The organism is Mycolicibacterium doricum, assembly GCF_010728155.1.
In the GTDB taxonomy this organism is placed as follows: domain Bacteria; phylum Actinomycetota; class Actinomycetes; order Mycobacteriales; family Mycobacteriaceae; genus Mycobacterium; species Mycobacterium doricum.
Window position 1 is genome coordinate 2,608,592 of the sequence record NZ_AP022605.1, and the last position, 20,717, is coordinate 2,629,308.

At 69.3% G+C, this 20,717-nt stretch carries 22 protein-coding genes; 6 read left to right on the forward strand and 16 right to left on the reverse strand.

Annotated elements, in window-relative coordinates:
* Positions 1-50: 50 nt before the first annotated feature.
* Positions 51-311, forward strand: coding sequence for a 30S ribosomal protein S20 (rpsT, locus tag G6N07_RS12770; RefSeq protein ID WP_085189841.1), 261 nt, complete (start codon positions 51-53; stop codon positions 309-311).
* A gap of 16 nt (positions 312-327) precedes the next feature.
* Here the strand turns inward: rpsT and holA are convergent, their stop codons facing one another.
* The 11 genes from holA to G6N07_RS12825 form a co-directional block, all read right to left on the reverse strand.
* Positions 328-1,290, reverse strand: a complete 963-nt coding sequence (holA, locus tag G6N07_RS12775; RefSeq protein WP_085189839.1) for a DNA polymerase III subunit delta — start codon at positions 1,288-1,290, stop codon at positions 328-330.
* A gap of 12 nt (positions 1,291-1,302) precedes the next feature.
* Positions 1,303-2,847 (reverse strand): ComEC/Rec2 family competence protein, encoded by a 1,545-nt coding sequence (locus G6N07_RS12780; RefSeq protein WP_085189837.1) that lies wholly within the window; start codon positions 2,845-2,847, stop codon positions 1,303-1,305.
* Positions 2,844-3,644 (reverse strand): ComEA family DNA-binding protein, encoded by an 801-nt coding sequence (locus tag G6N07_RS12785; protein ID WP_085189835.1) that lies wholly within the window; start codon positions 3,642-3,644, stop codon positions 2,844-2,846. The genes G6N07_RS12780 and G6N07_RS12785 overlap by 4 nt, the downstream gene beginning before the upstream one ends.
* Before the next feature lie 456 nt (positions 3,645-4,100).
* Positions 4,101-4,937 carry a DegV family protein gene (locus tag G6N07_RS12790; protein WP_085189833.1) on the reverse strand — a complete coding sequence of 279 codons (837 nt, stop codon included), beginning with the start codon at positions 4,935-4,937 and terminating at the stop codon, positions 4,101-4,103.
* 3 nt (positions 4,938-4,940) lie between these two features.
* On the reverse strand, positions 4,941-5,690 hold the full coding sequence (octT, locus tag G6N07_RS12795; RefSeq protein ID WP_085189831.1) for a diglucosylglycerate octanoyltransferase: 750 nt from the start codon (positions 5,688-5,690) through the stop codon (positions 4,941-4,943).
* Entirely contained in the window at positions 5,677-6,357 is a 681-nt protein-coding gene (gpgP, locus tag G6N07_RS12800) for a glucosyl-3-phosphoglycerate phosphatase (protein WP_085189829.1), read from the reverse strand. The genes octT and gpgP overlap by 14 nt, the downstream gene beginning before the upstream one ends.
* Positions 6,354-6,722 (reverse strand): ribosome silencing factor, encoded by a 369-nt coding sequence (gene rsfS, locus G6N07_RS12805; RefSeq protein WP_085189827.1) that lies wholly within the window; start codon positions 6,720-6,722, stop codon positions 6,354-6,356. The genes gpgP and rsfS overlap by 4 nt, the downstream gene beginning before the upstream one ends.
* Entirely contained in the window at positions 6,719-7,360 is a 642-nt protein-coding gene (gene nadD, locus G6N07_RS12810; RefSeq protein WP_085189825.1) for a nicotinate-nucleotide adenylyltransferase, read from the reverse strand. Before nadD ends, rsfS begins: the two co-directional genes overlap by 4 nt.
* 138 nt (positions 7,361-7,498) lie before the next feature.
* Complete coding sequence (locus tag G6N07_RS12815) at positions 7,499-8,941, reverse strand: vWA domain-containing protein (protein WP_085189823.1); 1,443 nt, start codon at positions 8,939-8,941, stop codon at positions 7,499-7,501.
* Positions 8,941-9,855: an AAA family ATPase gene (locus tag G6N07_RS12820; RefSeq protein WP_085189821.1), complete on the reverse strand. Its 915-nt coding sequence runs from the start codon at positions 9,853-9,855 to the stop codon at positions 8,941-8,943. The genes G6N07_RS12815 and G6N07_RS12820 overlap by 1 nt, the downstream gene beginning before the upstream one ends.
* Positions 9,856-9,872: 17 nt before the next feature.
* Positions 9,873-11,120: a glutamate-5-semialdehyde dehydrogenase gene (locus tag G6N07_RS12825; protein WP_085189819.1), complete on the reverse strand. Its 1,248-nt coding sequence runs from the start codon at positions 11,118-11,120 to the stop codon at positions 9,873-9,875.
* Positions 11,121-11,198: 78 nt separating this feature from the next.
* Between G6N07_RS12825 and G6N07_RS12830 the strand changes: the two genes are divergently transcribed.
* Complete coding sequence (locus G6N07_RS12830; RefSeq protein WP_085189817.1) at positions 11,199-12,056, forward strand: ribokinase; 858 nt, start codon at positions 11,199-11,201, stop codon at positions 12,054-12,056.
* Between the two features lie 58 nt (positions 12,057-12,114).
* On the opposite strand, the gene G6N07_RS12835 is transcribed toward G6N07_RS12830, so the two are convergent.
* A complete protein-coding gene (locus G6N07_RS12835) occupies positions 12,115-14,157 on the reverse strand; it encodes an NAD(+) synthase (RefSeq protein WP_085189964.1) in 2,043 nt (680 codons plus the stop codon).
* 43 nt (positions 14,158-14,200) lie between these two features.
* Between G6N07_RS12835 and G6N07_RS12840 the strand changes: the two genes are divergently transcribed.
* The 4 genes from G6N07_RS12840 (at position 14,201) to G6N07_RS12855 (ending at position 17,373) form a co-directional block, all read left to right on the forward strand.
* Entirely contained in the window at positions 14,201-14,740 is a 540-nt protein-coding gene (locus tag G6N07_RS12840; protein WP_085189816.1) for a cysteine hydrolase family protein, read from the forward strand.
* Between the two features lie 59 nt (positions 14,741-14,799).
* Positions 14,800-15,636 carry an NAD-dependent protein deacetylase gene (locus G6N07_RS12845; RefSeq protein ID WP_085189814.1) on the forward strand — a complete coding sequence of 279 codons (837 nt, stop codon included), beginning with the start codon at positions 14,800-14,802 and terminating at the stop codon, positions 15,634-15,636.
* Between the two features lie 36 nt (positions 15,637-15,672).
* Entirely contained in the window at positions 15,673-16,278 is a 606-nt protein-coding gene (locus G6N07_RS12850) for a hypothetical protein (RefSeq protein WP_235849671.1), read from the forward strand.
* Positions 16,279-16,344: 66 nt separating this feature from the next.
* Positions 16,345-17,373 (forward strand): endonuclease/exonuclease/phosphatase family protein, encoded by a 1,029-nt coding sequence (locus tag G6N07_RS12855; RefSeq protein WP_085189810.1) that lies wholly within the window; start codon positions 16,345-16,347, stop codon positions 17,371-17,373.
* Position 17,374: 1 nt separating this feature from the next.
* On the opposite strand, the gene proB is transcribed toward G6N07_RS12855, so the two are convergent.
* The 4 genes from proB to rplU form a co-directional block, all read right to left on the reverse strand.
* Complete coding sequence (gene proB, locus G6N07_RS12860; RefSeq protein WP_085189808.1) at positions 17,375-18,508, reverse strand: glutamate 5-kinase; 1,134 nt, start codon at positions 18,506-18,508, stop codon at positions 17,375-17,377.
* On the reverse strand, positions 18,505-19,962 hold the full coding sequence (gene obgE / locus G6N07_RS12865) for a GTPase ObgE (protein WP_085189806.1): 1,458 nt from the start codon (positions 19,960-19,962) through the stop codon (positions 18,505-18,507). The genes proB and obgE overlap by 4 nt, the downstream gene beginning before the upstream one ends.
* An 84-nt stretch (positions 19,963-20,046) precedes the next feature.
* Complete coding sequence (rpmA, locus tag G6N07_RS12870) at positions 20,047-20,313, reverse strand: 50S ribosomal protein L27 (RefSeq protein ID WP_085189804.1); 267 nt, start codon at positions 20,311-20,313, stop codon at positions 20,047-20,049.
* Between the two features lie 14 nt (positions 20,314-20,327).
* Positions 20,328-20,639, reverse strand: coding sequence for a 50S ribosomal protein L21 (rplU, locus tag G6N07_RS12875; protein ID WP_059092184.1), 312 nt, complete (start codon positions 20,637-20,639; stop codon positions 20,328-20,330).
* Positions 20,640-20,717 lie beyond the last annotated feature (78 nt).

Below are 20,717 nucleotides of genomic sequence, written 5' to 3' on the forward strand. Positions count from 1 at the left end.
GGACGAAGACTCTGCATCATCCACCCGATATTCGAGAAGGACTGCTCTACGTGGCCAACATCAAGTCGCAGGAAAAGCGCATCCGCACCAACGAGCGTCGGCGTCTGCGCAATCAGTCGGTGAAGTCCTCGCTGCGCACCGCGGTGCGCGGGTTCCGCGAAGCCCTCGACGCCGGCGACAAGGACAAGGCCGCCGAACTGCTCGTCGCGACCGGCCGGAAGCTGGACAAGGCCGCCAGCAAGGGCGTCATCCACAAGAACCAGGCCGCCAACAAGAAGTCGGCGCTCGCCGTCGCGCTGAACAAGTTCTGAGCGTTCCTCGCGCTCGCTAGTCGGCCACGAGTTCGGCGACTCTGCGCACCGCTGATTCAAGGGCGTAGTCGGCATCTGCCGCTGCGCCCTTGACGTCTGCGTTGAGGGCCGCGACCAGCCGCATGGCCTCCGCGACCGACGCCCGCGACCAGCGCCGCGCCTGCTTCTGCGCCTTCTGCACGCGCCACGGCGGCATGCCGAGTTCACCCGCCAGCCGGTAAGGATCACCCGACAGTGGCGCGACGCGGGCGATAGTGTGCACCGCCTCGGCCAGCGCATCGGCCAGCACCACCTGCGGTTCGCCGCTGAGCATCGCCCAACGCAGGGCCTCGGCGGCCCCGGCGACGTCGCCGGTCACAGCCTTGTCCGCGATGTCGAAGCCCTTTACCTCAGCCTTTCCAGAGTGGTACCGGCGCACCGCGGCCGCGTCGACCTCACCTGCGGTGTCGGCCACCAGTTGCGAGCAGGCCGCCGCCAGCTCGCGGATATCGGAACCGACCGCGTCGAGCACGGCGGTGACGGTGTCATCGGTGACCTTGACCTTGTGGCCGCGGAACTCCTTGCGAAGGAAATCGGCGCGGTCGGCGGCTTTGACGATCTTGGTGCACGGATGCACTTCGGCGCCGAGCTTCTTGAGCTGATCGGCCAACGCTTTGGCGCGGCCCCCGCCCGAGTGCACGACGACGAGCATCGTGCCCGGCGGCAGGTCGGCCGCCGCCGTGGCGATCAGTGCGACCGCGTCCTTGCCGGCCTCGGCGGCCGATTCCAGCACCACCACCCGCTCGTCGGAGAACAGCGACGGGCTGAGCAGTTCGGCGAGTTCGCTGGTGCTCACCTCACCGGCGCGTAGCCGGTTGACCGGGACATCGTGGGTGCCTGCGCGCTTGCGCGCGTTCTTCAGCACGGCCGCCACCGAGCGCTCGACGAGCAGTTCCTCGTCCCCCAGGACCAGATGGAGGGCTGCGACCTGTTGGCTCACCCGATGATCGTGTCACGCGGCGCCGACGCCGCCGAGTGCGGCGTGCCCGGACATCGACCACGCCACCAGGCACAGCGCAGCCGCCCCGGCGGCGATCCGCGCCCACCGCCACCGCCACAGCAAGACGAGTGTCGTCCCGCCCACCGCCACCAGCCCGACCCCGGCCCACCCGGACGGCACCGGGACCGAAGCGCCGGGCACCGCGGCCGCCCGTTCGGCCACGCGCAGCAGCCACCACAACGGCGGTCCGGTGAACCGGATCAGCAGCCCGGCACCCGCCGGCCACAGTGAGCACAGCGCCGACGCGGCGGTGCCGACCACCGTGATGGGCGGGATCACCGGCGCTGCAGCGACATTTGCCAGCACCGACACCAGGCTGACGCGACCGGAGATCCCCGCCACCAGTGGCGCGGTCACCAGCTGCGCCGCCAGCGCGACACCGACGGCGTCGGCGAACGGTTTCGGCCACCCGCGCCCGGTCAGCCGCCGGGACCACACCGGCGCAATCACCACCAGACCGGCCGTCGCCGCCACCGACAGCGCAAAGCCGGCGTCCACGGCGAGTTCGGGTGCGGCGATCAGGAGCACCAGCACGCTGGCGGCCAACGCGGGGATCGCCTGCCTGCGCCGGTGCGTGACCATCGCGAGCAGGGTGATCGCACCCATCACCGCGGCGCGCAGCACACTCGCCGACGGCTGCACGACCACGACGAACGCAAGCAGCGCCAACGCGGCGAATGCGACCGCTGCGCGCGGCCCGAACACCGCCGCGCTGAGCAGCACCGCGCCGCACACGATCGTCACGTTGGCGCCCGACACCGCCGTCAGGTGGGTCAGTCCGGCTGCGCGGAATTCCGCGGTGGCGTCCGGTGACAGTGCCGCGGTGTCGCCGAGCACCAGCGCGGGCAGCATCGCCGCCTGATCGACCGGCAGCACTCCGCGCGCGGCGTCGGCGAACCCGGTGCGGAGGTGCTGCGCCATCCGGTGCACCGGGGAGGCCGTCCCCACGGCGGCGTCCCCGCTCGCCGACAGCACCGCCACTGTGAGGTCGCGCCGAGCGGGTCTGCCGATGCCGGCACGGAACGCAGCCGGGCGGCCCGCGCTCACGTCGGAGAATCCGCTCGCCGACGCGAAGACCACCACCCGCCCCGACATCGGTCGGCCGTCCACGGCGTGCAGAACCGCCCGGAACATCAGGCGCCCACCGCCGAGCGGCCGCGGGGTGTCGCCAGGGGTGACGGTGACCAGCACCGTCGACCCGTAGAGCGCTCCGATTGGGTGGTGGCGCACCTGATCGGCGCGCATCGTCACCGCGACGGTGAAGGCCGCCCCGACGACCGCGACCGCCGCCAGAGCCGCGGCCGCCGACCGGATCGCCGCGGTGACCGTCACCTCGCCGCTGCCCCACACCGCTGCCGCGGCCGTCGCGGAGACTCCGCCGATCAGCACCAGTACCGCGGCGGCGGTTCCCCACTGGATCCCAGCCGCGGTGACCGCCCACCCGGTCGAGGCCGCGGGAATCAGGCGCAGGTCGAGCGGCGCGGCCTCGTCGCTCACACATGGGCCAGGTCGCGGAGTTTGGCCAGCCGCGCCGGACCGATTCCGTCCACCTCGCCGAGTTGGTCGACGCTGTCGAAGGCGCCATTCGCGTCGCGCCAGGCGACGATAGCCGCCGCGGTGACCGGCCCCACCCCGGGCAGCGTGTCGAGTTGCTCAACGGTCGCGGTGTTGAGGTTCACCGGCTTGCCGGCAGCCTTGGCCGGTTCGGCGGGCGCGGCGCCGGACGGAGCCGCCGCAGCGTCTGGCACTCCGCTCGCGGAGCTGCCCATGGTGGCGGGTTGACCGGGCGCGGGGGCGATTCCGACGATGATCTGTTCGCCGTCGGTGAGCCGTCGCGCCATGTTCAGCCCGATCAGGTCCGCGCCGTCGACCGCTCCACCGGCCGCCTCGAGGGCATCGGCGATCCGGGCGCCCGGGGCCAGCGTCACCAGCCCCGGCTGGCGGACCAGCCCGACGACGCTGACCACCACCGGCTGGTCGGGTGCCGGCTTCGGGGCGGCCGACGACACCATCTCCACCTCGGGCAGTTTCGCCGCGACCACCGGAGGCGGGTCGTCGCGCCACAGGGTGAACACGGTGACCAACACGGCCATCACGCCGACGAGGGCCAATCCGACGACACCGGCTCTCCCCGGGTCGGCTCGCACCGCCGCCACCCAGCCCGTCCCGCTCGGCGTGGCGGCGTCGGGCAGCCACCGGGACAGGGCGGTGTCGGGTCGCGCCTCGTCGCGGTCGGGCTCTTCTTCGGAGCCGAGGCGACGGTGCAGCCGCTCGGCCGGCTCTTCGGTCCGCATACGCCGACGGTAGGGACGCCGTCCGTCGGATCAGCCTCGCCCAGCAGTCTCGACGTCGCGCCTGTGGATGAACGCCGAGCTGTGGAGGACGCTCACCCCCTTATGTCTCGCTCCAATGCAGGCGCGACGAGCACGCCGTGCCAGATGACGCCCCGCCGAACTTGCGGCGCGCGACGACGCAGCTGACCGTCCAGCCGGTGCACAGGCTCTGCGCCTGCCATTCGGCGGCACTCAGCGTGGGTGAGGAAGTCGACGGGATCCGCCCGTTCGGCGCGCGTGGGCACCGTCAGCGGTGTCGGTGCCCGTCGCATCAGCAGGTCCGGATACCGCTTCAGGCACAGGCGTCCCATCCGCGCCGACTTGGTAAGTCGCCACGAACGGTAAGTCAACACTTACCAATCGCGCGTCGAGGCGACGCTCTGGAGGCGCGCGTCGAGGCCACGCGCGGATGGCGCCTCAGTCCAGAAGCCCCACGCACACCCCGACAGCGCCGGCACCGAGGTGGACCGCCAGCACGGGTCCCATGTCGGTGACCGTGAGCGTCCCGATCTGCGGCAGCCGTTCGGTCAGCGCCGCGCCGACAGCATCGGCGGCATCGTGGTTGTCGACGTGGTGCACCGCGACCACGGCGCGGCGGTCACCGACGAACTCTGCCACCTGGTCGACGAGCGCGGCGTGCGCCTTCGACGCCGTCCGGATGCGCTGGGCGAGCTCGAGTCGGCCGTCGACGTCGATGCGCAGCAGCGGTTTCAGCGACAGCGCCGTGCCCAACCAGGACGACGTCGCGCCGATCCGTCCGCTGCGCCGCAGATTGTCGAGCCGGTGCACCACGATGAACGCCGAACCGCGCGGTACCGCCGACCGCGCTACCGCCTCGACGGTGTCGAGGTCCCCGCCCTCGGCCGCGCACCGGGCGGCGGCGCTCGCGACGAAGCCGACCCCCATCGCGGCCGAGCGCGAGTTCACCACCCGCACTGCCGAACCGAATTCGCGGGCCGCGGTGACCGCGGAACTGAAGGTGCTCGACAGCGCGGCGGAGATATGCACGGCGACCACACCGTCACCACCGCTGTCGGCCAGCGCCCGCCGGTAGGCCGCGCCGAGTTCGCCCGGTGTCGCTCCCGAGGTCGTCACGTGCGCGCGCTGGTGAATGTCGTTGGGGATGACATCGACCGCATCCCGCAGATCATGCTGGTCGACCAGAACGTGCAAGGGCACCTGCCGGATGTTCCAGCGCTCGAGAACCTCGATCGGCAACCGGGACGAGGTGTCGGTCACCACGACGACCGCCATCGGTCAGGTGCCCGGGAGGCGGTGCGCCACACCCGCTTGGGCGAGCGCCTTGAGCATCAGCTGGGCCACTGCTTGATGGGCTTCGAAGTTCCAGTGGATACCGTCGGGGTTGCCGTGGCCGCCGAGAATCTGCTCGGCGACGGCAGCCTTGAGGTCGACCAGAACAACGTCGTGCTGCGCGGCCCATTCGGTGATCGCCCGGACCGTGCCGGCTCTGCCGTGATGCGCTTTGCCGTAGGTCTCGGCGATGTGCACCGACGGAAGCGACGCGACGATCGGGATGCCCGGGCGGTTGAAGTCGATGGCACCCCGGGTCATCTCGAGGTACTCCGCGCTCAGGTGCGGCGGCAGCGCCGCTCGCGCGACCGGCGACAGCCGCGGCTGGATCCACCCGTACCCGTCGCGCACCCATCGCCGCAGCCACGGCGGCCGGACGTACCGGATGAGCTCCCGCAGCGCGGTCGGCAGCGGTGAGGGAAGCGAATCCATGCCGCCGGTGGCGAAGACGACGGCACCGGCGCGCGGGAGCGCGGCCCACGCCCGCGGGTCCTGGGTCGCCGCCCACCACACGTCACGGCACGTCCAGCCGATGCGGCCGATCAGTTCCAGATCCCAACCGAGCTCAGCAGCGACGAGATTGGGCCAGATCCGGGGATCGTCCGACGGCAGGCCGCCGGTCGGGCCGTAGTAGGCCAGCGAATCGGCGAAGACCAGCAGTGTTCGGCGGCCGGGGTCAGAGTCAGAGGACGTCATGGCCCACCTGCGCCGAGGCGTTCCACACATCGAGTCGCCAGCGGATGTCGTCGAGTCCGGCATCGGGTCTCGAGTGTCCCGACAGCTGCACCCAACTGGCGTTGCCCATCCCGCCGAGCAACGGCCAGTTGTCCACCGGCAGGCCCAGCAGATCCGCGGTCAGTGCGGCGATGAGACCGCCGTGGGCCACCAGCACGATGGGACGGTCCGGTTCGTGACCGTCTGAGTCCGAGCCCCACTCCGGCTGTCGGGCAACGAGTTCGGCGACCAACGGACGGCTACGTGCCGCGACGTCGACGCGGCTCTCCCCTCCGTGCGGCGCCCACCGGGCGTCGTCCCGCCACGCCAGCCGGGCGCCCGGCGCCACGGCGTCGACCTCGAGGTGGGTCATTCCCTGCCAGTCACCCAGGTGCGTCTCCCGCAGCCGGGTGTCGACCGACACCGGCCGACCGGAACGCTCCCCGAGCGCGACTGCCGTGTCCAGCGCGCGCCGCAGATCCGAGGACACGATGAGCAGTGGCTGGGGTTTGGCCAGCGCCTCGGCTGCGACCACCGCCTGTTCCCGTCCGAGCTCCGAGAGGTCGGTGTCGAGTTGGCCTTGCATGCGCCGGTCTGCGTTGAACTCGGTCTGGCCGTGCCGCAGCAGCACCAGTCGCCGCACCCTCACGAGGGGTCGTCCAGTTCCACCGGGACGGTCGGGCAGTCGCGCCACAGCCGGTCCAGCGCATAGAAGTTGCGCTCGTCCTGATGCTGGATGTGGACCACGATGTCGACGTAGTCGAGCAGCGTCCACCGCCCCTCGCGGGTGCCTTCCCGGCGGGCCGGCTTGTGCCCGGCCTGCCGCATCTTCTCCTCGACCTCGTCGACGACGGCGTTGACCTGTCGCTCGTTGCTCGCCGAGGCGATGACGAAGCAGTCGGTGATCACGAGCTGGCCGGATACGTCGATGACGACGACGTCATCGGCGAGTTTGGACGACGCCGCACGGGCGGCGACAGTCGCCAGCTGGATGGCTTCGTCGGAGGCGGTCATTGGGATGTCCTCAACTCTGGAGAAGGTTCGGGGAGATAGAGCCTGCGTTTGGTGACGTACTGCACCACCCCGTCGGGCACCAGGTACCAGATGGGCCGTGCCTCGACCGCGCGCTTGCGGCAGTCGCTCGACGAGATCGCCAAAGCCGGCACCTCCACCAATGACAGCGCATCGTCGGGGAGTTCCCGCATGGCCGCCGAGATGTGCTTGCCGTCCAGTTCGTAACCGGGTCTGCTGACACCGACGAACCGCGCGATCGAGAACATCTGCTCCCAGTTCTGCCACGACAGGATGGAGCCCAGCGCGTCGGCGCCGGTGATGAAGTACAGGTCGGCGTCGGGGTTGAGCTCGTGAAGGTCGCGCAGCGTGTCCTTGGTGTACGTCGGCCCGCCGCGGTCGATGTCCACCCGGCTGACGGAGAATCGCGGGTTGGAGGCGGTGGCGATGACCGTCATCAGGTAGCGGTCCTCGGGCGCGGTGACCCGGCGGTCGTGCTTCTGCCACGGCTGTCCGGTCGGCACGAACACGACCTCGTCGAGCTGGAACAGATCGGCCACCTCACTGGCGGCGACCAGGTGTCCGTGGTGGATGGGATCGAACGTCCCGCCCATCACGCCCAGCCTGCGTCGAGTTTGCACGAACAGCGAGCTTACGGCAGCCGACGCTCCCTCAGACCGACGTGCGGTCGACCGCCAGCACCTGGGACACCTCGAATGCGGCGCGGTCGGCGCGATAGACGTCGCGGCGCGGGGACGTGACGGTGCCCTTCACCTGAGCTACACCGGCAGCAGCTGGTCGATCACCGCGGCCAGTTGTTTGGCCGAACGGCACTCGTGCATGGTGATGATGTCCTCGTAACGTGGGGTGGCCGAATCGCCGCTGCCCCACAGGTGTCTCGGTTCGGGGTTGAGCCAGTGCGCGTGGCGGCTGGCGTTGACCATCCGTGCCAGCAACTCCGTTTCCGGGTTGCGGTAGTTGTTGCGCCCGTCGCCGAGCACCAGCAGCGAACTGCGCGGCGACAGCGCCGAGGGGTACTTGTGGACGAACGACGTGAAGGCGTTGCCGTAGTCGGAGTGCCCGTCGCGGGTGTAGACGCCGGCCTCGCGGGTGATGCGCTGCACGGCCACCGCCAGGTCGGCGTCGGGACCGAACAGCTGGGTGACCTCGTCGGTCGTGTCGATGAACGCGAAGACGCGCACCCGCGAGAACTGTTGGCGCAGTGCGTGCACCAACATCAGCGTGAAGTTGCTGAACCCGGCGACCGACCCCGACACGTCACACAGCACGACCAGTTCGGGCCGCGCCGGGTGCGGCTTCTTCAGCACGACGTCGATCGGCACTCCCCCGGTCGACATCGACTTGCGCAGGGTCTTGCGCATGTCGATCTCGCCGGCCCGGGCGCGGCGTCGGCGCGCCGCCAGCCTGGTGGCGAGCGTGCGCGCCAACGGGGCCACCACCCGGCGCATCTGGCGTAGCTGCTCACCGGAGGCACGCAGGAACTCGACGTTCTCGGCCAGCTGGGGCACCCCGTACATCTGCACGTGTTCACGGCCGAGCTGCTCGGCGGTCCGTCGTTTGGTCTCGCCCTCGACCATCTTCCGCAGCTGCGAGATACGCTGGGTTGCGAGGGCTTTGGCGATCTGCTCCTGGCTGGGGGTCGGCTCGTCGCCGTAGGGCGCCAGCAGGCCGGCGAGCAGGCGGCCCTCCAGATCGTCGAGGCTCATCGCCTTGAGCGCCTGATACGACGAGTACGACGGCCCCCGGCTGGAGTTGTAGCGGCCGTAGGATTCGACGATCTGGGCGATCATCGCCGCCAGCCGCTCGTCGAGGTCGGCGAGGTCGGGGTTGTCGGTGAGCAACTTCAGCAGCGCTTCACGCATCGCCTCGACGTCCTCGGGCCCCGTGCCGTGCTCGTCGCTGTCCGCCGCGTCGCCGTCGATTACTGTCTTACCGCCCAGCGCCGCCGGGAAGAACAGATCGAACATCGCGTCGTAGGTGTCGCGATGGTCCGGGCGGCGCAGCACCGCGCAGGCGAGGCCTTCGCGCAGCACCTCTCGGTCCCCCAGTCCGAGGACGGCCATCACCCGCCCTGCGTCGACGGTCTCCGACGGGCCCACGGAGATCCCTTGCCGGCGCAGCGCCTCGACGAACTCGACCAGATGGCCGGGGATCCCGTGCGGGGCGAGCGGCTGTGGCGGTCGGAGGCGGCGTGGCGGCATCAGTTCAGCCTCAACTCTCCGGCGGCACGTTGCCGGTCGGACTGGTGTTTGAGCACCACACCGAGCGTGGCGGCGATCATCGCGTCGTCGATGGTGTCCATGCCCAGCGCCAGCACCGTACGGCCCCAGTCGATCGTCTCGGCCACCGAGGGCAGCTTCTTGAGCTGCATCCCGCGTAGGACACCGATGATGCGGACCAGTTCGGAGGCCAGGTGCTCGGGTAGTTCCGGCACCCGCGACAGCAGGATGCGCCGCTCGAGGTCGGCATCGGGAAAGTCGATGTGCAGGAACAGGCAGCGCCGCTTGAGCGCCTCGGACAGCTCCCGGGTGGCGTTCGAGGTGAGGACGACAAACGGAGTCCGTTCCGCCTTGATCGTGCCCAGTTCCGGCACGGTCACCGCGAAGTCGGAGAGCACCTCGAGCAGTAGCCCCTCGATCTCGATGTCGGCCTTGTCGGTCTCGTCGACCAGCAACACGGTCGGTTCGGTGCGCCGGATCGCGGTCAGCAGCGGCCGCGACAGCAGGAACTCCTCGCTGAACACGTCGAGTTTGGTGCGGTCCCAATCCGCGCCGCCGGCGGAGCCGGCAGCCGCACCTGAGCCGGCGGCATTGCCGGCCTGGATCCGCAGGATCTGCTTGGCGTGGTTCCACTCGTAGAGGGCGCGGGATTCGTCGACGCCCTCGTAGCACTGCAGCCGCACCAGCTCCGATCCGGTGGTTTGCGCGACGGCGCGGGCCAGTTCGGTCTTGCCGACTCCGGCGGGCCCTTCCACCAGCAGCGGTTTGCCGAGCCGGTCGGCGAGGAAGACCGCGGTGGCCGTCGCGGTGTCGGGTAGGTAACCGGTCTGGGCCAGCCGCCGCGCGACATCGTCGATGTCGGCGAACAGCGGGGCGGGACGTGCAGGGACGCTCACGGAAAGGAGTCTCCGATCTAGGCAGGGCGGGTGTGGCCGTCTCCCCACACAATCCACTTGGTCGAGGTCAATTCTGGCAGACCCATCGGACCGCGGGCGTGCAGCTTCTGGGTGGAGATCCCGATCTCGGCGCCGAACCCGAACTGCTCACCGTCGGTGAACGCCGTCGACGCGTTGACCATGACCGCGGCAGCATCCACCCGCTCGGTGAACCGTTGCGCCGCTGCCAGATCGGTCGTGACGATCGCCTCGGTGTGGCCGGAGCCGTATTCGTTGACGTGCGCGATCGCCGCATCGACGCCGTCGACCACGGCCAGCGCAATGTCCATCGACAGGAACTCGGCGCACAGTTCCTCGTCGGTCGGATCGGCGTGCACGGTCACCCCGGCGTCTTGGAGCGCCTTGGTGAGCCGGGGCACCGCGTGATCGGCGATGGCCGCGTCGACGAGCACCGATTCGGCGGCGTTACACACGCTGGGCCGCCGGGTCTTGGCGTTGAGCACGATTTTCTCGGCCATGTCGAGGTCCGCCGCGGAGTGCACGTAGACGTGGCAGTTGCCGACCCCGGTCTCGATGGTCGGTACCTGGGCGTCGCGGACGACGGCGTCGATCAGGCCGGCCCCGCCGCGTGGGATCACCACGTCGACGAGTCCGCGCGCCTGGATGAGGTGGGTGACGCTGGCCCGGTCGTGGCTGGGCAGCAGTTGCACCGCATCGTCGTCGAGGCCCTCGGCGACCAGTGCGGCGCGCAGCGAGTCGACGAGTGCGGCGTTGGAGTGCGCCGCCGACGAACTGCCGCGCAGCAGCACCGCGTTGCCGGATTTCAGCGTCAGCCCGAACGCGTCGACGGTCACGTTGGGCCTGCCCTCGTAGACGATTCCGACCACGCCGAGCGGCACCCGCTGCTGACGTAACCGCAGGCCGTTGACCAGCGTGTTGCCCCGCAGGACCTCACCCACGGGATCGGGCAGGCTCGCCACCTGGCGCAGCCGGGCTGCCACCTCGTCGATGCGATGCGGGTTGAACGCCAGCCGGTCGAGCATGGCGTCCGATGTGCCCGCCGCCCTGGCCTCGTCCAGGTCGCGCTGATTGGCGGCGACGACGAGGTGCGCGTCCATGAGCACCCGGTCGGCGGCCGCCCGCAGCGCTCGGTTCTTGGTCTCGGTGGACAGCCTCGCCAGCGTGCGCGAGGCGGCCCGGGCTCGACGGGCGGCGTCATGGACCTCGGCGCGCAGGTCAGCAGCCGCGGGGGCGTGCACACTCATCACACCAGCGTATCGAAGGTGGCGGGGCCCGACGGGTGTCAGGGTCACCGCCGCCAACCGCTGGTCTAGCGTTACCCCATGGCGGCGGCGCGTGTCTGCGTGGTGGGCAGTGTGAACGCCGACCTGTGCTTCTCGGTGCCGGCGCTGCCGCGGCCCGGCCAGACGGCCCTCGCGTCGTCGATGACCTCCTCTCCCGGCGGTAAGGGCGGCAACCAGGCGATCGCGGCAGCACGGGCGGGCGCCGACGTCCGGCTGGTCGCCGCACTCGGAGACGACCCGGCCGCCGGGCAACTGCGCATGCATCTGCGGGCCAACCGTGTCGGCCTCGACGGCGTCGTGACGGTGCCCGGCCCCAGCGGCTCGGCCGTGGTGATCGTCGACTCCGCCGCGGAGAACGTCATCGTCGTCGCGCCCGGCGCCAATGCCCACCTGAGCGTTGCCTCGTCGGCGGTGCGCGAGGTCATCGAGGCGGCCGACGTCGTCCTGATGCAACTCGAGATTCCGCTGCACACGGCGAACGACGCGGCGCGCGTGGCGCGCGCCGCCGGAGCGGTGGTGATGGTGAACGCCTCGCCGTCCGGCGCCCCGCCGCACGAACTGCTGAGGCTGTCCCAAGCTGCCGACGTGGTGGTGGTCAACGAGGCCGAAGCCGCTCAATGGCACTGGCCCGTCTCGCATCTGGTGATCACCCGGGGTGCCCGCGGGGCAAGCTATCTCGGTGATGGTGAACGGTTCGACATCCCGGCACCCGCAGTGGAGGCCGTCGACACCACTGGCGCCGGTGACGTGTTCGCCGGGGTGCTTGCCGCGCATTGGCGCTCCGGACACGAGAACGCCTTGCGGCGCGCGTGCGCCGCGGGCGCCCTGGCCACCCTGGTCCCCGGCGCCGGTGACTGCGCTCCCAGCGCGGAAGCGGTCGACGACGCCCTCAGATGACCTGACACCCTCAGATGACCTGACATGGTGCGCTGCGCCCGCACCGCAGCGTCGACGGTCAGCCCTTCGGGATGGAGTTCTCGATCTCGTCGAGCCACACCCGCGCCGACATGTCCGACGGCGCCCGCCAGTCGCCGCGCGGGGACAGTGAACCCCCGGCAGAGACCTTGGGGCCGTTGGGCAGAGCCGACCGCTTGAACTGGCTGAACGAGTAGAACCGCTCGGCGAAGACCTGCAGCCAGTGCCTGATCTCCTCCAGGGAGTAGGTGGGCCGCTTGCTCTCCGGGAACCCGGTGGGCCAGTCCCCGTGCTCGGCGTCGCTCCACGCGTGCCAGGCCAGGAATGCCACCTTCGACGGGCGGAACCCGTAGCGCAGCACCTGGAACAGCGAGAAGTCCTGTAGCACGTACGGGCCCACCTTGCCTTCGCTGCTCTGGATCTCCTCGTCCTCACCGGCAGGCACCAGCTCCGGGCTGATCTCGGTGTCGAGCACCGACTTCAGCACGTCGTTGACGGTGTCGTCGAACTGCTCCGACGAGATCACCCAGCGGATCAGGTGCTGGATCAACGTCTTCGGCACACCCCCGTTGACGTTGTAGTGCGACATCTGATCGCCCACCCCGTAGGTGGACCAGCCCAGCGCCAGCTCGGAGAGGTCTCCGGTGCCCAGCACAATACCGCCGCGCTGATTGGCAAGGCGGAAAAGGTAATCCGTCCGCAGACCGGCCTGCACGTTCTCGAATGTGACGTCGTAGACCTCCTCACCACGGGAGAAGGGGTGGTCCATCTCGCTGAGCATCAACTCGGCCGTCGACTTGATGTCGATGGTCTCGAACGTCACACCGAGCGCCTCGGCCAACCGGGTCGCGTTGTTCTTCGTGCGCTCGCCGGTGGCGAAACCCGGCAGGGTGAACGCGAGAATGTCGCTGCGCGGCCGTTCCTCACGGTCCATCGCCCGCGCCGCCACGATCAGTGCGTGTGTGGAGTCGAGACCGCCGGACAGGCCGAGCACGATCTTGGGGTAATCGAGCGCGCGCAGCCGCTGCTCGAGCCCGGCGACCTGGATGTTGTAGGCCTCGTAGCAATCCTGTTCCAGCCGTGCGGGGTCCGCGGGTACGAACGGGAACCGCTCCACCTCTCGGTACAAACCGATGTCCCCGGTCGGTGGGTCGAGCGTGAACTCGATGCGCCGGAAGGAATCCTCGTCGATCATCTGATGGCGCCGGTTGTCGTCGAAGGTGCCCATCCGCAGTCGCTCGTTGCGCAGCAGTTCGAGGTCCACGTCGGCGACCGAGCGGCGCTCTCCCTTCGGGAACCGCTCCGACTGCGCCAGGCACAGACCGTTCTCCCAGATCATCGTCTGCCCGTCCCAGGACAAGTCGGTCGTCGACTCCCCTTGCCCCGCCGCGGCGTACACATAGGCGGCCAGACACCGCGACGACGCCGACCGCGCGAGCAAACACCGGTCGTCGGACCGGCCGATGGTGATCGGGCTGCCCGACAGGTTGGCCAGCACCGTCGCACCGGCCAGCGCCGCCTCGGCGCTGGGCGGCACCGGCACCCACATGTCCTCGCAGATCTCGACGTGCAGGACGAAACCGGGCAGGTCGGCGGCCTCGAACAGCAGATCGGGTCCGAACGGCACCTCCTGCCCGGCCAGCCGGATCTCGCCGCGCTCGTCGTCGCCTGCGGCGATCTGACGCTTCTCGTAGAACTCGCGATAGTTGGGGATGTAGGACTTCGGCACCACGCCGAGGAGCTGCCCGCGGTGGATCACCACCGCGGTGTTGTAGACCCGGTGGCGGTAGCGCAGCGGCGCGCCCACGACCAGCACCGGCAGCAGGTCCGCCGACGCGGTCACGACGTCCTGCAGCGCGGCGTCGACGGCGTCGAGCAACGCGTCCTGTAGCACGATGTCCTCGATCGAGTAACCCGTCAGCGTCAGCTCCGGGAAGACGGCCAGCGCCACGTTGTCGTCATGACACTCGCGTGCCATCCGCAGGACGGACTCGGCGTTGCCCTTGGGGTCGGCGAGAAAGGTGTGATGCGTGCATGCGGCGATGCGCGCGAAGCCGTGCCGGTACGCCGAGTAGAAATCCATGCCCACATTGTTGCCCGCAATCGTCGCGGGGTATGCAGGTGACATGACCACGACCGCCGTGCTGATCATCGACATGATGAACACCTACGACCACGAGGACGCCGAGAAGCTCACTCCGAACGTCGAGGGAATCATCGACCCGCTGGCGAAACTCGTCACCGATGCCCGCGCCCGCGACGATGTCGACCTCATCTACGTCAACGACAACTACGGCGACTTCAGCGCGGAGTTCAGCGACATCGTGCGCTCGGCGCTCGACGGCGAGCGTCCTGACCTTGTCAAACCCGTTGTGCCACAACAGGGTTGCCGAGTGATGACCAAGGTGCGCCACAGCGCGTTCTACGCCACGTCGCTGGCCTACCTGCTCACCCAGCTGGAACCGACGCGCGTGGTGCTGACCGGGCAGGTGACCGAACAGTGCATCCTCTACACCGCGCTCGACGCCTACGTCCGGCACTTCCCGGTTGTGATACCCGGCGATGCCGTCGCCCACATCGACGCCGAACTGGGCGAGGCGGCACTGCGGATGATGGAGCAGAACATGAGCGCCGAACTCATCGCCGCGGCCGACTGCCTGCACTGACCACCGGTGCCCGCTGTACGTCGTCGGTGCCCGCTCTACGTCGTCGTAGTCTCGATGAGGTGGAATCACCGGAACTGGTCGCGCTGCTGGCCGGCCGCCGCGTCGTGGTGCTCACCGGGGCCGGTATATCGACCGACTCGGGCATCCCCGACTACCGCGGACCCGACTCGCCCCCGAGCAACCCGATGACCATCCGGCAGTTCACGTCGGACCCGACGTTGCGCCGGCGGTACTGGGCGCGCACCCACGTCGGCTGGCGGCACATGGCGGCCACCCTGCCCAATGCCGGTCACCGCGCGCTGGCCGCCTTGGAACGCGCCGGGGTCGTCACCGGGCTGATCACCCAGAACGTCGACCTCCTGCACACCAAGGCAGGCAGTCGCAACGTCGTCGACCTGCACGGCACCTACGCGCGGGTGACCTGCCTCGACTGCGGTCGTGCGATGTCGCGCGCGACGCTGGCCGAGCTGCTCGAGGCGGCCAACCCCGGATTCCTCGAGCGCGCCGAAGCGGTCGGCGGCATCGCCGTCGCCCCGGACGCCGACGCGATGATCGATGACACGGACAGCTTCCGCATCGTCGACTGTCCGGTCTGCGGCGGCATGCTCAAACCCGACATCGTGTACTTCGGTGAGAGCGTGCCGAAACCCCGTGTCGAACAGGCCTTCGCGGTGGTCGACGGTGCCGAGGCGCTGTTGGTGGCCGGCTCGTCGTTGACCGTGTTCTCCGGCTACCGGTTCGTTCGGCATGCCGCCGCGCGGGGAATGCCGGTCGCCATCGTCAACCGGGGTCGCACCCGCGGTGACGACCTCGCGACGGTGAAACTCGACAACGGATGCTCGCCGATGCTGGCGTTGCTTTCCGACGAGCTGCCCGCGCTCGCCTTCTCGGCGTAGATCGCATTAGATGGCGGGGTGCTTTCGGTATTCGGTGTGAGGCCCGCACCCGCTGCGATCGACGGACGGTGGGCGGTCGGCGTGGGAGACACGCTGGCCCGGCTGATACCGGCTCCCGAACCGCTTCGTGAGGTGCTGCGGCTGCTGAACCACTTCGGCGGGCTGGCCATCAGCGGTGAGGAGGTGGAGTTCGACGGTGACGGTGTGCAGTGGTCGGACGTCAAGGAGATCGAGACGCACAAGCTGGCCGGGTACCTGCTGTCCGGTGCGCTCGACAAGCAGATCGACAAACTGCCGCTGCCCTGGTTTCCGTTCCGCGGTCTGGCGCTCGGCGCCGCATCCCAGGCGGTGCTCACGGTGATCGTCGCGACCGCTGACGGTGTGTTCCGCGGTGCGTTGGCCGTGGCGATCCCCGCGGAGGTGCACTACCGCGGGTTGCTCGGCGAGCGGATGCTGTCCCCGGGAATGCTGGCCACCGTGCTGCTCGCCGATCCCGCGGTGCGCACGGCCCTCACCGCGACGGCCGCGGCACACGGCGTTGCGGTGCGTCCCGCCGACGACGACGCGCTGGACACCGCTCGCCGCCGGGCCGAACGGCTCAAGCGACTCGTCGCCCGCGTCCTGCGGACCCGGACGAAATAACCAGTCGCGACTGGACGGACATTGCCGCGTCGTCCCTGGTTCACCTTCGACCGGCACGATCGTCGGATGGCACGCAAAGCCTTCAGCGTCGCGACGTTCAATCTCTACAACCTGCAGGACGCCGGCAAGCCGATGCATCGGGGGCAGACCTGGAGCGACGCCGAATTCGACGTCAAGATCAAGTGGACCGCGTGGCAGTTGACGACGCTCGACGCCGACGTCGTCGGCCTGCAGGAGTTGTGGAGCAAGCGGGCGCTGGACGCGGTGCTTTCGGTGAACAAGCGGCTCGAAGAGGAGTACGACGTTCTGGCCGAGCCCGCCACCGGCCGCAGGATCGTCTGCGGCGCCCTGGTCCGCAAGGGTCTTCTCGACGGCGAACCCGAGTGGGTGGACAAGTTCCCCAAGGGGGTGCGACTAGAACTCGGATCCGACCCGAACGATGCGCAGGCACCCGAGGTGAAAGTGGCGATCAATGCATTCTCACGCCCGGTCCTACGCTTCGCCGTCCGGCTGCGGGACGACCAACCTTGCACCCAAGTCTTTGTCGCCCACTTCAAATCGAAGCTGCCCACCCAGATGTCGGACGAAGCGTGGTTCGACCGGAACCCGGATCTGTACAAGCCCCACCAAAAGGCGCTCGGCGCAGGAATATCCACGATCCGGCGAACCGCCGAGGCCGTCGCATTGCGGGTGTTGCTGACCGACGTGATGCGGGGCAGCCAGACGCCGGTCATCGTGCTCGGCGACATCAACGACGGACACACGAGCAACACGGCCAACATTCTTACCGAACAACCGCGCTATCTCGTCGGTGAGTCGGCAGGCGGTAGCGACGTCGGGCTGTACACGGCTCAGACCCTTCAGGAATACCGGGACACCCGCGACGTCTATTACACCCACATTTACCAGGGTCTTCGGGAATCACTCGACCACGTCCTGGTCAGCGAGCAATTCTACGACAACAGCCGCAAGCGGATCTGGCTCTTCGACGGGCTGGCCATCAACAATGACCATCTCAACTTCGACAACCACCGCGACACCGGCACGGGCGACCACGGCGTGGTCAAGGTCACCTTCGCCTATGACCCCGCATGAGTCACACCGCGACGAGGTCGTCGGCGTGGACCGCGGGTCTGCGCATGTCGGCGGGTAGCTCCGACGTCGAGCGGCCGAGCATGGTGGCCAGTTCGGTCGCGTCGTAGGCGACGACGCCGCGGGCGACCATGGTCGCGTCCGGCGCGCGCAACTCGACGACGTCGCCGCCGTAGAACCGCCCGGACACCGCGGTGATACCTGCCGGCAGCAGCGAACGCCGGTGTCTCACAACCGCGTCGACGGCGCCCTGGTCGAGGGTCAACGCACCGGTGGATTCGGCGGCGTACCGCACCCAGAACCGCCGCGACGACATCCGCTCCGCGCGAGGGGCGAACACCGTGCCGACCGACGCATCGGACAGCGCGGTGGCGGCATCGGCGGCCGCGGCAAGCAGCACCGGCACGCCTGCATCGGCCGCCAGCAGCGCTGACGACAGCTTCGACGCCATGCCGCCGGTGCCCAGGCTGCTGCCTCGCCCGGCCACCACACCGTCGAGGTCGCCGGATCCGTTCACCTCGGCGATGAACCGCGCTGGGTTCTCCGGCCCCGCTTTCCGCGGATCGCCGTCGTAGAGGCCGTCGATGTCGGAGAGCAGTACGAGTGCATCGGCCCCCACCAGATGCGCCACCAGGGCCGAGAGCCGGTCGTTGTCACCGAAGCGGATCTCGTTGGTCGCCACCGTGTCGTTCTCGTTGACGATCGCCACGGCGTGCAGCGCCCGCAGCCGGTCGAGGGTGCGGGCGGCGTTGGTGTGCTGCACGCGCATCGAGATGTCGTGGGCGGTGAGCAACACCTGTCCGACGGTGCGCTGGTACCTAGCGAAAGAGCTGCTCCACGAGTTGATCAGCGCAACCTGCCCGACGCTGGCCGCGGCCTGTTTGGTGGCCAGATCCGTCGGCCGCTTCGACAGCCGCAACGGTTCTATACCCGCGGCGATAGCGCCCGAGGACACGATGACGACGTCGGATCCGGTCCGCATGCGGCTCTCGATTGCCTCGACCAGCGTGGCCAGCCGGTTGGCGTCGAACACCCCGGTCGGTGTGGTCAGCGCGGTGGTGCCGATCTTGACGACGACGCTGCGCGCGGTGCGGATCGCTTCGCGGTGCGCCGAGGTCCTACTGGCGGCTTCGGTCATTCCTCCCCGCCGGGTTCGTCGGTGGACTGCCGACGCTCCCGCCGGGCGATCTTGCGGTCGGCGGCCGACACGCGGTCGGTCTGCTCGAGGCGGGTGTCGGTGCCGCGGCCGGACATCTGCACGTCCACCCCGGCGGGAGTCTGCGGCTCCCAGTCGAACGTCATGTCGCCGATCGTCACCGCACAGCCGGGACGCGCGCCGAGCCGCAACAGCTCCTCTTCGACGCCGAGGCGGGCCAACCGGTCGCCGAGGTAACCGACCGCCTCGTCGTTGTCGAAATCGGTCTGGGTGATCCAGCGTTCGGGCCGGGTGCCGCGCACGACGAAGCCGCCCTCTCCGTCGGGCTGCACCGAAAACCCGGTCTCGTCGACGGGGATGGGCCTGATGACCGGGCGGCGCGGGACGACCGGAGGTTGGGCCGCGCGGTAGGTGCGGACCATGTCCCACAAAGCGAAGATGAGCCCCCGCAGACCTTCGCGCGCCACGGTGGAGACCTCGAACACCGGCCAGCCGAACCGCTCCGAGACCTCGTCGTGGACGAGCTCCGCCAGTTCCCTGGCATCGGGGACGTCGATCTTGTTGAGCACCACCGCGCGGGGGCGTTCGGCGAGGTCACCGAGCGCCGAATCACCCTGAAGAGTCGGACGATAAGCCGCCAATTCGGCTTCGAGCGCCTCGATGTCGGAGACCGGGTCGCGGCCGGGTTCCATGGTCGCGCAGTCGACGACGTGTACCAGCACGGCGCAGCGTTCGATGTGACGCAGGAATTCGAGGCCGAGCCCGCGCCCTTCGGAAGCACCGGGGATCAGGCCGGGAACGTCGGCGACCGTGAAGGTGTGGTCACCCGCCGACACCACCCCGAGGTTGGGCACCAGGGTGGTGAAGGGATAATCGGCGATCTTCGGCTTGGCCGCCGAGATCGTCGAGACCAGAGAGGATTTGCCCGCGGACGGGAAGCCGATCAGCGCGACGTCGGCGACCGTCTTCAGCTCCAGCGTGAGCTCTCGCACCTCACCTTTCTCGCCGAGCAGCGCGAATCCGGGCGCCCTGCGGAAGCGAGAGGCCAGCGCCGCATTACCGAGGCCGCCGCGACCGCCCGCCGCAGCTTCGAACCGGGTGCCCACACCGACGAGATCGGCCAGCACACGGCCTTCCTCGTCGAGGACTACGGTGCCGTCGGGCACCCTGAGCTCCAGGTCGGCGCCGGCCGCGCCGTCACGGTTGCTGCCCGCGCCTTGCTTGCCAGACGGGGCCGCGACATGCGGATGGAAGTGGAAGTCGAGCAGCGTGTGCACCTGCGGATCGACGACCAGCACGATGCTTCCGCCGCGACCACCGTTACCGCCGTCCGGACCGCCGAGCGGTTTGAACTTCTCGCGGTGCACGGACGCACAGCCGTTACCGCCGTTGCCGGCCCGCGCGTGGACGACGACGCGGTCGACAAAGCGAGGCATAATTGATCACTCCTTCGCCGAAACGAACATATGGGCGCTAACTTGCGAGAAGCCGGCGCGCAAACGTCGATCTCGGCGCCGGAATCAAACCTCCGGTCGGGCGACCGGGACGATGTTGACGGTCTGACGACCGCGACGGCTGCCGAATTCGACAGAGCCGGGTGCGGTGGCGAACAGTGTGTCGTCGCCGCCACGACCGACGTTCACCCCCGGGTGGAAGTGGGTGCCACGCTGGCGCACGATGATCTCGCCGGCCTTGACGACCTGGCCGCCGAAGCGCTTCACACCGAGCCGCTGGGCGGCCGAATCACGACCGTTGCGCGAGCTGGACGCGCCCTTCTTGTGTGCCATGTCTTCGCCTCCGCTTACTTGATGCCGGTGACCTTCAGGACCGTCAGCTGCTGACGGTGACCCTGACGCTTGTGGTAGCCGGTCTTGTTCTTGAACTTGTGGATCCGGATCTTGGGGCCTTTGGTGTGCTCGAGCACCTCGCCGGTAACCGCCACCTTGGCCAGATCCTCGGCCTTGGTGGTGACGTCTGCGCCGTCGACCACCAGGGCGACCGGCAGCGACACCGACGCGCCCGGCTCGGAGTCGAGCTTCTCGACCTTGACCACATCACCAACGGCGACCTTGTACTGCTTGCCGCCGGTCTTGACGATTGCGTAGCTCGCCATCGTGTCCTAGTCCTCTTCCGTAGCCGGTGCGCGTACTGCGTTGCCCTTGGGCTGCGTGCGCGGGTCTGGGTGCGGGCG